The following is a 12,888-nucleotide window of genomic DNA, read 5'->3' as shown; positions in this document are numbered from 1 at the left end:
ATGCATGGTTTTGGGGTCCACACCTCGATGTGGACGATGAACTGGGATCGGGCCGGCGCGGAGAAAGCAATCGCGGCTTCGATCAAATACGGGATGGACTTTATCGAGATCGCGCTTCTGAACGCGCCGGCGGTCGATGCCGCGCACACACGCGCCTTGCTCGAAAAGCACAATCTTCCTGCCGTTTGCTCGCTCGGCCTGCCAGAGCGCGCCTGGGCCTCGGTGCGGCCGGATGCCGCCATCGAACATCTCGAAGTGGCGATCGACAAGACTGCGGAAATGGGCGCGCTGGCGCTTTCCGGCGTGATTTTCGGCGGTATCGGCGAACGCACCGGCCTGCCACCGACGGAAAAGGAATACGATAACATCGCGCATGTGCTGACCGTCGCCGCCAAGCACGCCAAGAAGCGTGGCATCGAGCTCGGAATCGAGGCGGTGAACCGCTACGAGAACCATTTGATCAACACCGGCGCGCAGGCCGCCTGGATGGTCGAGAAAATCGGGGCCGACAACATCTTTGTTCATCTCGACACCTACCACATGAACATCGAGGAGAAGGGGGCCGCTAATGGCATTCTGGCCGCCCGCGACCACCTGAAATATATCCACTTGTCCGAGAGCGATCGCGGCACACCAGGCACAGGCAACTGCCCTTGGGACGAGATCTACGCGACGCTGGCGGCGATCGGCTTCAAGGGCGGACTTGCCATGGAAAGCTTCATCAACATGCCGCCGGAAGTCTCCTACGGTCTCTCAGTCTGGCGGCCGGTCGCCAAGGACGAGGCCGAAGTGATGGGCAATGGCTTGCCGTTCCTGCGCAACAAGGCTCGCCAATACGGTCTGATCTGAGACGATGGGTGACGGGCAGAAGACGGACGGCGCGAGGATCGGCGTCTTCGATGTCGGCAAGACTAACATAAAGCTCTCCGCGATGACGCTCGACGGCGTGCTCGTGGAGAGCCTCTCTGTCCATAACGAAGTGCGGCCCGGTCCACCTTGGCGGCAGCACGATCTCACGGACATTAGCGACTGGCTGTTCGGCTCGCTTGCCACTTTGTGCCGTCATCATCCGTTGGAAAAAGTGGTCGGCACTGGACATGGCTCTGGGGGTGTTCTGGTGAACGCAGATCCCGACGAGACTTGCGCCTTGCCGATGATTGATTATGAGCAGGACCTGCCACCTGCAATTCGCGATGGCTACGCGCCGCTTTCGGGCGATTTCTTCGATCGCGGCAGCTCGATCATGCTGAAGGCCGCCCACCAGGCGCGCCAGCTGTACTGGATGCAGCAGGTTGATCCGGAGAGCGTCGCTCACGCTCGTTGGTATCTGGGCTTGCCCCAATATTGGGCCTGGCGGCTGTCAGGCGTACCATCGGCCGAAACGACGATCCTCTCGGCGCAATCACATCTGTGGAACAACGTGCGCAAGCAGTGGTCGCCCATTGTGGCGGGGCAGGGGTGGAGGCGCCTCATGCCACCATTCCATCCGGCCTGGGAGACATTGGGGCCAATCCGGCAGGATCTGGCGCGCCGGCACCGCATACCGGAAAACCTGTCTGTCCTGACCGGCGGCCACGACAGCAGCCTGAATCTCTACCGCTACCAGGCGGCAGGCATGCGCGACGCCTGCGTGATCTCTACCGGAACCTGGATCGTCGGAATGTGCGCGGCGACACCTCTCGACCAACTCGATGAAAATCGCGGAATGGTGCTGAACAGCGACGTGACCGGACGCCCGGTCGGCGGCGTTTTGACGATGGGCGGACGAGAGTTCAGTCATGTGGCAGGGCAGGGGCAAGAAGGAAGTGCGGCCGACGCTGCGCTGGTCAGCTTGTTGATCGAGCGGGGCACTTTCGCATTGCCATCGTTCGGCGACGATGATGGTCTGTTTCCCGGCAGCGCTGGGCGCGGCCGGTTTGAAGGGCCGTTTGCAGAAACCCCTGCTGAGCGCAAGGCGCTCGCAGTGCTCTATGCCGCGCTGCTGACGACCGAATGTATCAATGCACTGAACGAAGACGGGCTGGTTGCATTGGATGGCACCTTCCTGAGGGATCCGCTCTACGCCACGTTGGTTGCCGCGCTGCGGCCAAACGCCGAAACGGTCTACAACCTCGACTCCTATGGCACCGCTGCGGGTGCGGCGCTACTTGGCGAACATGAAACTCGTGACACACCGGCTCCGATAGCACTCAGCCTGCCGGCCGCCTTTGCTGGCGATCATGCGGCGCTCGCAGCCTATGCACAGCGGTGGTGCGAACTGGCGAAGCGAAACAACTTGCAACAGGACAAGACCAGCAAAAGGAACGATCGATGACTGATGACAGCGCTCTGCGCCGCGAGATGGTGGATGTTTGCCGCAGGATGAACTCCAGCGGTATCAACCAGGGCAATGCTGGCAACCTGTCGGTGCGCTGCAGCGACGGTTTCCTGATCACGCCTTCGTCGCTGCCCTACGAAACGATGACGCCCGAAGACATCGTCGAAATGGACTTTGACGGGACCTATGTCGGCCGACGGCCCTCCTCGGAATGGCGCTTCCACCGTGACATTTTGAGGGAGCGGCAGGAGATCAACGTCGTGCTGCATTGCCACTCGCTCTACGCCACGACATTGGCCTGCCATCACAAGACGATCCCGAGCTTCCACTATATGACAGGAGTGGCTGGCGGTACGACCATCCGCTGCGCGAAATACGCAACCTTTGGCACGCAGGCCTTATCCGACAATGCCCTGGTTGCACTCAAGGATCGCTTCGCCTGCCTGCTCGGCCAGCACGGCCAGATTTCGCTCGGCAAGACCATGGAAGCCGCGTTGTGGCTGGCGAACGAGGTCGAAACCTTGTCGCGCATGTATGTCCAGGCGCTTACCCTTGGCGAGCCGCCGGTCCTTTCCGACGAGGAGATGACGCGGGTGATCGAGCAGATGAAGAAGATGAGCTATGGCCAAGCGCCGGATCCGGAGGGAACGAACGATTTGGCGCGACCGCGCGGTGGAGCGGCCTAACACTGCTTTGGTAGCTTTTTGTGGAGAGATGCCTGAGGCCGCGTGGGCAGCGGATTGGCGGCGGCTGTGCAAGGGCTGAGGGGCGCCTGCCGATCGTCCTCGTTTTATCCCATTCGCCGCCTTGAGCTCGGCAGGTGAAGACTGAACTCCCCTATGACAAACGTTGAATCAAATCGTTCAGCAAGAGCAGCGACGCCCCGGCGAACACAGCCGCAGCCGCGTCGTCCAACATGATGCCGAGACCACCCCTTACCTTGTCATGCATGGCGCGGATCGGCCAGGGTTTTACGACATCGAAAAACCGGAACGCAAGGAAACCTGCTGCCCACCAGACCGGGTCGAGCGGCAGCATGGAAAGTGTTGCGGCCGTACCGAAGGTCTCGTCAATGACGACGATCTGCGGATCCTCCGTTCCGGTACGGGAGACGACATGCGACGACGCCCATACTCCCACGGCGAATACGGCCATGTAGGCAACCACGATCAGCCAAGGCGATGCAGGTATCAGCACGGCGGCAAGAACCACTCCAACAGCCGCGCCGCCCGTGCCCGGCCATAACGGGGATAATCCTGCGCCGGCCGAGGTCGCGAGCATGTAAGCAAACTTAGGCAAAAATTGACGCATGGAGTTTCGGACGGCTTCCCGTGGATTGTAATTAAGCATTATAGTCACATCTTTTAGGATACTGCCGCTAGACCGCCAGTCGATTTGCAACGGCCGACGCAGGGGCGGCAGAAACTCGAAACAACATCGGAGGGTTATCGCAGCGACCGGAGTTTCTGTGGTTCGCCGTCAGCTTGACAGTTCTCCGGCTACTTTTGATCCATTGGCGGCATCCGCCAAAGACTTGAGCCGGGGAAGGGCCTGATCCAATCTCGACCGCGCTGACCACCTCGATCGGCGTCCGGCGGGCTGGAACGAACCACAATTTACCGGTTAAGCTTCGCGGAACGACATCATCACAGGAGCCAAGTCATCATGATCGCCGGTCTCATGAAACGTCGTATCGACCCGCTGTGGGAGCAAGCCGCTTCTCCGCTGATCGGGATCGGCATGACCCCAAACCAGGTTACATCAGGCGGGCTGGTGCTCGTCGCCCTGTCGTGCGCCGCCTATATGTACCACCAGTCAAGCCTTGCCCTTGGCCTTTGCCTCGCGTTGGCCTTCACCTTCGACGCGCTGGACGGCGCGGTTGCCCGTCGGAGACATATGAGCACCAAGGCCGGCGGCTATTTCGACGCGATGGCCGACCGGTATCAGGAACTTGCCGTGTTTGCGGCAATAGGCTGGGTTGCCGATCTGTGGGCGATCGCAATGGTCGCGTTCGCCGGCGGAATCCTCACCAGCTACGCCAAGGCGCGGACGGCAATCGAAATCCCCATAGAAAATCAGGCGTGGCCGGACTTCTTCGAACGGATGGAACGGCTGGTGTTCATTTGCGTGCTATTGGTCGCCGACGGGATCGCGACCGCCATCGGCGCCACTTCGCCCTGGATTCTCTCGGGCGGGTTCGCGCTTTACGCACTGCTGGCAAACGCCACAGCGCTGCAACGGATCAATCGCGCATTTGCGATGCTCAAACGAGCGGACGCGAAGCAGCCGTGAGACCGCCTGCGTCATTTCTGGCCATAGCGAAGTTGCTCACCCTGTGGGCCAGATGTCCGCATCCTCACTAGACCGTTTCGAGCCGGCTGAACCGAACCGGGATGAGTTTGCGGGTCTTCAGTTGCCCTGCCGAATCCTTGTCGATGACCGTCAGCAACTGCCCTTGTTCTGGGCCCACAGGCAGAACCAGGCGGCCCCCCGGCTTGAGCTGCTCAAGCAAAGCCGGCGGCGCCCGCCCAGCCGCGACGGTGACTAGGATCTTGTCGAACGGGGCATGCTCGGGCCAGCCGCGAGACCCGTCTCCGACACGAATGCCCACATTGGAGAGACCGAGGCCTTGCAGGAGCGCCTCGGCGTGGCTTGCGAATTCCTCGATGATTTCGACGCTCCAAACGTGCCCGGCGAGTTCCGCAAGGAGTGCGGTTTGGTAGCCCAGGCCGGTGCCGATCTCGAGCACCGCCTCATGCGGTTGGAGAGCAAGAAGATCGGTCATGAGAGCGACGATGAACGGCTGCGAGATGGTTTTGTCGAAGCCGATCGGCAATGGCATGTCCTGGTAGGCATAAGGCGCGACCGAGCTTGGCACGAAGAGATGGCGCGGCACCCGCTGCATTGCTGCCATCACCCTTTCATCGAGCGCCGCCTTGCCGAGCTCCTCGCTTGCAAGGTCGGTATGGATTGCAATCATTTCGACCATGTGTCGGCGTAGAACTGCGAGGTGTTCTTCGTTCATTGGCTTCATGACGGTGTGGCTTTCCTCAACCAGCTTACTGCCAGATAGGCTTACATCCTGTTCGTCACAGCAACGCCCGCCATGGTTTCCGGTTGCGGGTGGCCCGTGGCGACCGGAGGTAATTTTGCGTTGCGTCTTGGCATCGGCGGCGGCCCCGGAGATCCCGTGCCATGTCGCCATAACGGGTATGTCCTGGATCGTGGTGATCGAACAATGAACGGCTGCATTCCGTGCATGCGTGGGCAGCCGGCGATCTCGACCGGGGCGTTGTCGTTTAGTAGTGGACGCCTGTTTCACTGAGCGATGCTGCGACTGCTGCATGGCTTCGGGCAGCGGGAATACCGCGACGGGCAGTTTTGGGGATTGCACAATGGCACCCACAAGGAGCACCGCCTTTTTTGCTGTACGCCGCGCGACTTTGCTGTTGGAGAATACGGGACTGCGTTAAGATCGGCGTCGCCCATAATAGGTCACGTCGGTGGAAAAATGGATTTGCAAGCCTTCAGAGATTCGATTGCGAAATCACAGCCGCCCGCTGGCTTGAACCCTGCCCTGCAAGCGCTGTGGTGGGATGCAAAGGGCGATTGGGATAAGGCGCACGAGCGCGCGCAGGTGCGCGACGACACGGCGGGTATGCGCGTGCATGCCTACCTCCATCGCAAGGAAGGCGATCAATCGAATGCGGAATATTGGTATCGTCGCTGCGACACCGCGCCGTCGACTTTGACGCTTGATGAGGAATGGCAAGAGTTAGCGCGTGCACTTTTGGGGCAAAGCTGACGCCTTCAGCACGGCAAGTCTGGTTCTGGCCGCGATCCCGTCGTCATATGCAAAAGGGTCGAGGTAAGCGTCGGGGGCTTCACTCGAATCGCAGCGATGACCTCTGGTATAGTCCCCGATCGGGACCGCGGTCACGATCGAACGGCCTGCCCAGTCCGCCGCTCGCCGGAAACAGGCGGCCTATGCCACAGTCGGACATCTTGCTCCTGGCGTTGGTCCAGGATCGCAACGGAAGTTCAGTTTCATTTCCTGTTCAGCCCGCCATAATTAGGCCGGCGGCGGCATTACCAGCATGTCTTGAGGAGGATATGAAAGTGCAGCTCAATAGGTGTTTTAGTTTTGCAGGTAAGGTTTCATCGGCGCTTTCTCCCGCAGCAGGGAGGAAACGGCGTCTGCACCAAACTATCCTGATATGTGCAGCTGTTGGCGCCGGCTCCGCGATGACTGGTTTCGGGGCACAAGGCGCCGAAAAAGGAGCCTGGATCACCACTTGGGCTGCCACACCAGCTCCGCGCTGGTCGGATGATCTTCCTGCGCCTTTCGGAGTGCCGGAGGTATTGGAGAATCAGACCGTCCGCCAGGTTGCCCGCATCAGCGTTGGCGGCAATAGCGTCCGGGTCGTGCTGTCGAATGCTTTCGGCGCTAGGCCGCTGACTGTCGGTGCCGGCAGCGTAGGAATAGCAGGCAAGGACGGCGGCGTCGATCAGGCGACCCTGAAGCCTATCACCTGGGGCGGCAAGAGTTCTGTGGTCATTCCGCCGGGAGCCCCGATCCTCAGCGATCCCGTCGCGCTCCCGGCAGAAGCGCTTTCCGAAATCTCGGTCAGCATCTTCCTGCCGAAGAAGACGGCGCTCTCGTCAGTGCATTGGGATGGTGTGCAAACCGCCTACATCTCCGGCCCGGGCAATTTCACGAACGACGCGGCGTTCAAGGCTGACAGCACGCTCAAATCGCGCCTTTTTCTGAGCGATATATGGGTTGACGCCCCGCCGGAATCCCAGGCCATCGTGTTCTTCGGCGATTCCATCACGGATGGGAATTGCTCGACCCCCGATGCAAATAATCGCTGGCCGGACCATATCGCCAAGCGATTGCAGGAGGCCAACCGCAAGGTCGCGGTGGTTAACGAAGCTTTTTCCGGCAATCGCGTGTTGACGGACGGTATGGGTGTCAATGCTCTTGCCCGTTTCGATTCTGATATACTGAGCCATCCCAAAGTCTCGACCGTGGTCCTGATGATGGGCATCAACGATATCGGCTGGCCCGGAGAAAATGCAATCACGCCGGAAGACAAGGAACCGACCGCCGAAGACATTATCACCGGATATAAACAGCTCATCGACCGCGCGCATGCCCATGGCGTACGCATTGTAGGCGCGACGTTGACCCCTTTCGCCGACACCTTCAAAGGGCTTCCGACCGAGGGTTACTACACACCAGAGAAGGAAAAGATACGCGTCGCTGTGAACGAATGGATCCGCACCGGTGACGGCTTCGATGGCGTGATCGACTTCGACAAGGTGATGGAAGACCCGGCCAAGCTGGGATACCTGCGCGACGACTACGACTGCGGCGATAACCTCCATCCCAACGACGCGGGATACAAGGCGATGGCAGACGCGGTCGATCTCGACGTCCTATTGGGTCCAGCTAAGTAGTCCGCTGTTGCTGCTGACCTTGCCGCGCTGCTCAGGCATTGCGGCAAGGTCGGTTCGAGCACGCCTCAAGCCAGCCCGAGCCGGACAAGATGGCGTACGACCGGTGAGAACATCTCCTGACCGATGTAAGCTCCGGTGTTGGTATTTTCGAAGAATGGGCTGGCGACGGCCGCATCCTCTCAGTGATGAGAATCGCCCAGCGTCATGGTCCATCTATGACCGACCTCAAGGCATTGCTGGTATTCTGGTTCCGAGTTTTGCTCGGGTGTCGAGACGGAGAATTGCAACCTGGTGCTTGGGACTGTGGTCCGGATTTTTCCGCACAGATCCCACGACGTGTTAGGCTTTTGGTAACGCTCCTAGGTCGAAAGCCAAAACGTACTGGCTCCTTTTGCCTCGATATATGGTAGGGCTGCCATCGAGACAAAGGAGAAAAGACCGGGATGGCCACGGTACTGAACGCCAAGGGCGTTCCACTTCCCTACAGCGGGTCCTCCGTAAAGTGGTATTCGGCGACGAATTCCGGCCCAACACTTTATGGCAGCACGTACAACGACTCTATGTATGGCGACGGTAACGTCACCGTCACAATGCGTGGCGGCAAGGGCGATGACATCTATTATCTGTATTCCGCGAAAAACAAAGCGGTCGAGCTGTCCGGCGAGGGGGTGGACACCATCTCGACCTGGATGAGCTATAAGCTCCCAACGAATTTCGAGAACCTGACGGTCACGGGCGACAAACGCTATGCTTTCGGAAACGAGCTGAAAAACATCATTACCGGGAGCTCCGGCCAGCAGACGCTCGACGGCTTACGGGGCGATGACGTTTTGAAGGGCGGATCCGGGGCGGACATTTTCGTCGTGAATCCCGGCAACGGCAGTGATCTGATCCTGGACTTTGGCGCGACGGATACTGTTCGCGTCGGGAGTTACGGCTTCACCTCGTTCGAGGAGGTGCGCGCCAACATGGTGCAGTCGGGAGCGAACGTCCGACTTAATCTGTCCGACAGCGAGTTCCTCGTCTTCGCCAACAAGACGATCGGCGATTTCACCGCAAGCCAGTTCAAGCTGGCCGTGGACAGGTCGGCTCTGGAACTCACCTTTTCGGACGAGTTCGACACGCTGGACCTGTGGAATGGCTCGAGCGGCACCTGGGATTCGAACTACTGGTGGGGGGCCGCGAACGGTAGCACGCTCACCGGCAACAAAGAGCTTCAATGGTACATTGATACCGACTACGCCCCGACGAGTTCCGTCAACCCGTTCAGCGTTGAGGACGGTGTTCTCACCATTACCGCCGCCCGCGCTCCCGAGGCGATCCGGCCCCACATAGATAACTACAAATACACGTCAGGGTTGCTGACGACCTACGAATCTTTTGCGCAGACCTACGGCTATTTCGAAATTCGCGCCGACATGCCCGAAAAACAAGGGGTGTGGCCGGCCTTCTGGCTTCTCCCGGCCGACGGTTCCTGGCCGCCGGAACTGGACGTCATCGAGATGGTCGGGCAGGATCCGAACAAGCTTATTTTGACAGGCCACTCGAACGCGACGGGGACTCATACAACAGTAGGCTCGACGGCCTATGTCGCGGATACCCAAGGGTTCCACACATACGGCGTGCTGTGGACAGAAGACGAACTCGTCTGGTATTTCGACGACGTCGAAGTCGCTCGTGCCGCAACGCCTGCCGATATGCATGACCCCATGTATATGCTGGTCGACCTGGCGGTTGGCGGCATGGCGGGAACGCCTGCCGACGGGCTTGCGACGCCTGCCGAAATGCAGATCGACTACATCCATGCCTATGCGTTGAACGATTGGTTTATCTAGGCGTCATACCTAAGCGTGGGCTCGGCACGCACACGTTCGTCGTCAGGCCTGATTTCGGGCGCGGTCATGACCGCCTGAAAGTGAACCGGGACTGATGTGAAGGCGATGTCGCATCCCCATCCATCCGAGCCGCAAACGACCCTCGCAGCGGTTCTGGCTTCCTTCCGGCGAGCGTTGGCCGGAATTGCGTTGATGAGCGGCGTCGTCAATGTTCTGGCGCTGACCGGCTCATTTTTCATGCTGCAGGTCTATGATCGCGTCATACCCGGCCGCAGCGTGCCGACGCTCGTCGGGCTCGCCGTGTTTGCCGGCACACTTTTCGTCTTTCAGGGCGTTCTCGAACTCATCCGGTCTCGTTTGCTGGTCCGCATCGGCATGGCGCTGGACGCACGGTTGAGCGGACAGGTCTATGCCGCCCTCATGCGTTTGCCGTTGCGCACCAAGCTCGCAGGCGACGGCCTTCAATCCTTGCGCGATCTTGATCAGGTGCGTTCGTTTATGTCGAGCGCCGGTCCAACCGCACTTTTCGACCTGCCCTGGATGCCGCTCTACCTGGCAATCTGCTTTCTGTTCCATTTCTGGATCGGCATGACGGCGCTGGCCGGCGTGGTCATTCTCTTCAGCCTGACATTGCTTGCCGAAATCCGCACCAGAGAGCCCGCCAGAAAGGCAAACAGTCAAGCGGCAGCGCGCAATACACTGGCCGAAGCGACGCGCCGCAACGTCGAGGTTCTGCAGGCCATGGGCTTTGGCTCGCGCATCGCCGAGCGCTGGTCGGGGATCAATGCTGACTATCTCGACACCAATGCGACAGCGAGCGACCTTGCCGGGACGCTCGGAACGATCTCGAAGATCCTGCGCATGATGCTGCAATCGGGTATCCTGGCGATCGGCGCGTATCTCGTCATCCATCAGGAAGCGACCGGCGGTATTATGATCGCCAGCTCGATCATGATGAGCCGGGCGCTCGCACCGATCGAACTGGCTATCGCGCACTGGAGGGGTTTCGTCACCGCCCGCCAGGCCTGGGCCCGCTTGACCCAGCTTTTGGTCCTGCTTCCCGAAACTGCGATTAGTGTCTCGTTGCCTGCGCCGAGATCTGCTCTTACGGTCGAAAGTATCAGTGTCACGCCGCCGGGGGAGCGTCGTATGGTCGTGCAAGACGCCACCTTTGCATTGGAAAAGGGCGTCGGCCTCGGTATTGTCGGGCCGAGCGCTTCTGGCAAGTCATCGCTCGTGCGCGCAATTGCCGGCATATGGCTCCCCGTCCGTGGAACCGTCAGGCTGGATGGCGCAACGCTCGACCAGTGGTCGCCAGAAGAGCTCGGCAACCATGTCGGCTACCTGCCGCAGGATGTGCAACTGTTCGACGGCACCATTGCCGAGAATATCGCGCGCTTCGAACCGCAAGCGCCCTCGGACAAGATACTGGCGGCGGCGCGCGCGGCCGGCGTTCATGATCTCGTCATCCACCTGCCGGAAGGCTACGAGACGCGGATCGGCGAGGCCGGATCGGCGCTTTCGGCGGGCCAGAGACAGCGGGTGGCGCTTGCCCGGGCTCTCTACGGCGACCCGTTTCTTGTTATTCTCGACGAGCCTAACTCCAACCTCGATGCGGAGGGCGAGGCCGCGTTGACGGAAGCAATTCAAGGTGTCCGCGCGCGCGGCGGTATTGCCATCGTGGTCGCACACCGGCCGAGTGCGCTGGCAAGCCTGGATCAGGTTCTGGTGATGGCGAACGGCCGTATCCAGGCCTTTGGCCCGAAGAATGAGATCTTGAACAAGATCACTCGCCCAGCCGGCGTTCCCCTGAAGGTCGTTTCCGGACTGGAAGAGACGGCATCCTGATGGCACAACGCACGATCTTCGCGGCCGATCGCACCATTCGACGCTATCTGCTTGGCGGTGTCGCAACCTGCATCCTGCTGGTTGGCGGGGCGGGGAGTTTGGCTGCCGTCACCGAGCTTTCCGGAGCCGTTATCGCTTCGGGAAAATTGGTCGTCGATTCCAGTGTCAAGAAAGTACAGCATCCAACCGGTGGCGTGGTCGGCCAAATCTTCGTCCGGGAAGGCGATGCCGTGCAATCGGGCAAGGTGTTGATCCGCCTCGATGAGACGATCACCCGGGCCAATTTGGCGATCGTCACGAAGAGCCTGGACCAATTCGAGGCGCGCCTGGCTCGCCTTGAGACCGAGCGCGACGGCAAAGGAAGCATCATCTTTCCAGCTTCGCTTGTGTCACGGCAGGATGCCCCCGAAGTTGGTCGGGCGACGGCCGGCGAGCAATCTCTGTTCGAATTTCGCCGACAGGCACGCGCCGGTCAGAAGGCTCAGTTGGAAGAGCGCATTGCGCAGCTTGCCGAAGAAGTTTCCGGCTTGACCGAGCAAAGAGATGCCAAAAGCCAGGAAATCAAGTTGATTGGATTTGAGCTTGAAGGCATGCGCAGACTTTGGCAGCGCAAGCTGGTTTCAATCGATCGCATTACTGCGCTTGAACGCGATGCCGTGCGGCTTAAAGGTGAGCACGGGCAACTGACTGCATCGATTGCGCAGGCGAAGGGTCGTATCGCGGAAACCCGGTTGCAGATCATTCAGATCGACCAGGATTTGCGCAGCGAGGTGGCGAGCGAGCTGCGAGACGTCCAGGCAAAGATCTCTGAATTCGTCGAACGCAAGGTTTCGGCCGAAGATCAGCTCAAGCGGATCGATATACGCAGTCCCCAGACCGGCGTCGTTCATCAGCTCGGCGTGCACACGGTCGGCGGCGTTATTTCTCCGGGAGAGCTCATCATGCTGATTGTCCCGGTGACAGACGACCTGACCGTCGAGGCGCGCGTGGCTCCGCAAGACATCGATCAATTGACACCAGGGCAAAGCGCGACCCTGCGGCTGTCAGCGTTCAATCAGCAGATAACGCCGGAGCTGAACGGTGCCGTCAGCAAGATTTCAGCTGATCTCAATGTCGATGAGAAAACAGGCGCCGGCTTTTATACCGTGCAGGTTGTTTTGCCGCGCGCAGAGCTTACCAGGCTCAAAGGCCTGACCTTGGCGCCTGGAATGCCTGTCGAGGTGTTCTTTTCGACCGGCAGCCGCACCATGCTGTCCTATCTCGTGAAACCTTTGGCGGACCAAATCCAACGGGCATTCAGGGAAGAGTAGCTGCGTCTCTGGACGACCCCACGAGCTGAATTCCGGAACAAGGACGCGATTTTGCCGTTTCGCCTGAAACTGGAAGCGATCCCACATGTCCGAGTTGACGAATGAAGAGATCGAG

11 protein-coding genes are annotated in these 12,888 nt (G+C 59.9%); 9 read left to right on the top strand and 2 right to left on the bottom strand.

The genetic code is table 11. The features are described from left to right. From AC0L25_RS25895 to AC0L25_RS25885, 3 genes are read left to right on the top strand one after another with little or no spacing between them, the layout of a single operon-like run. Nucleotides 1-849, top strand: coding sequence for a sugar phosphate isomerase/epimerase family protein (locus AC0L25_RS25895; protein WP_473598114.1), 849 nt, complete (start codon nucleotides 1-3; stop codon nucleotides 847-849). 4 nt (nucleotides 850-853) lie between these two features. Next, on the top strand, nucleotides 854-2,314 hold the full coding sequence (locus tag AC0L25_RS25890; RefSeq protein ID WP_473598113.1) for an FGGY family carbohydrate kinase: 1,461 nt from the start codon (nucleotides 854-856) through the stop codon (nucleotides 2,312-2,314). Next, nucleotides 2,311-3,003 carry a class II aldolase/adducin family protein gene (locus AC0L25_RS25885; RefSeq protein WP_473598112.1) on the top strand — a complete coding sequence of 231 codons (693 nt, stop codon included), beginning with the start codon at nucleotides 2,311-2,313 and terminating at the stop codon, nucleotides 3,001-3,003. Before AC0L25_RS25890 ends, AC0L25_RS25885 begins: the two co-directional genes overlap by 4 nt. 151 nt (nucleotides 3,004-3,154) lie before the next feature. Here the strand turns inward: AC0L25_RS25885 and AC0L25_RS25880 are convergent, their stop codons facing one another. After that, nucleotides 3,155-3,667, bottom strand: coding sequence for a phosphatidylglycerophosphatase A family protein (locus AC0L25_RS25880; protein WP_473598111.1), 513 nt, complete (start codon nucleotides 3,665-3,667; stop codon nucleotides 3,155-3,157). Nucleotides 3,668-3,982: 315 nt separating this feature from the next. On the opposite strand from AC0L25_RS25880, the gene AC0L25_RS25875 reads away from it, so the two are divergent. Continuing rightward, nucleotides 3,983-4,609 carry a CDP-alcohol phosphatidyltransferase family protein gene (locus tag AC0L25_RS25875; protein ID WP_473598110.1) on the top strand — a complete coding sequence of 209 codons (627 nt, stop codon included), beginning with the start codon at nucleotides 3,983-3,985 and terminating at the stop codon, nucleotides 4,607-4,609. A gap of 67 nt (nucleotides 4,610-4,676) precedes the next feature. Here AC0L25_RS25875 and AC0L25_RS25870 read toward each other — a convergent pair whose 3' ends face one another. Then, nucleotides 4,677-5,351, bottom strand: a complete 675-nt coding sequence (locus tag AC0L25_RS25870; protein ID WP_473598137.1) for a protein-L-isoaspartate(D-aspartate) O-methyltransferase — start codon at nucleotides 5,349-5,351, stop codon at nucleotides 4,677-4,679. Between the two features lie 477 nt (nucleotides 5,352-5,828). Between AC0L25_RS25870 and AC0L25_RS25865 the strand changes: the two genes are divergently transcribed. The 5 genes from AC0L25_RS25865 to AC0L25_RS25845 all read left to right on the top strand — a co-directional run bounded on the left by AC0L25_RS25865 (nucleotide 5,829) and on the right by AC0L25_RS25845 (nucleotide 12,773). Beyond that, a complete protein-coding gene (locus AC0L25_RS25865) occupies nucleotides 5,829-6,122 on the top strand; it encodes a hypothetical protein (protein ID WP_473598136.1) in 294 nt (97 codons plus the stop codon). Nucleotides 6,123-6,430: 308 nt separating this feature from the next. Then, a complete protein-coding gene (locus tag AC0L25_RS25860; protein ID WP_473598109.1) occupies nucleotides 6,431-7,780 on the top strand; it encodes an SGNH/GDSL hydrolase family protein in 1,350 nt (449 codons plus the stop codon). A 443-nt stretch (nucleotides 7,781-8,223) separates the two neighbouring features. Then, nucleotides 8,224-9,615 (top strand): endo-1,3-1,4-beta-glycanase EglC, encoded by a 1,392-nt coding sequence (eglC, locus tag AC0L25_RS25855; RefSeq protein ID WP_473598108.1) that lies wholly within the window; start codon nucleotides 8,224-8,226, stop codon nucleotides 9,613-9,615. A 105-nt stretch (nucleotides 9,616-9,720) separates the two neighbouring features. Continuing rightward, nucleotides 9,721-11,463, top strand: a complete 1,743-nt coding sequence (locus AC0L25_RS25850; protein ID WP_473598107.1) for a type I secretion system permease/ATPase — start codon at nucleotides 9,721-9,723, stop codon at nucleotides 11,461-11,463. Beyond that, nucleotides 11,463-12,773, top strand: coding sequence for an HlyD family type I secretion periplasmic adaptor subunit (locus tag AC0L25_RS25845; protein WP_473598106.1), 1,311 nt, complete (start codon nucleotides 11,463-11,465; stop codon nucleotides 12,771-12,773). The genes AC0L25_RS25850 and AC0L25_RS25845 overlap by 1 nt, the downstream gene beginning before the upstream one ends. Nucleotides 12,774-12,888: the final 115 nt, after the last annotated feature.

Source organism: Mesorhizobium sp. WSM4813 (assembly GCF_055811555.1).
The sequence above is the reverse complement of the archived record's forward strand: the minus strand, read 5'-3'. Positions and strand labels throughout refer to the sequence as shown.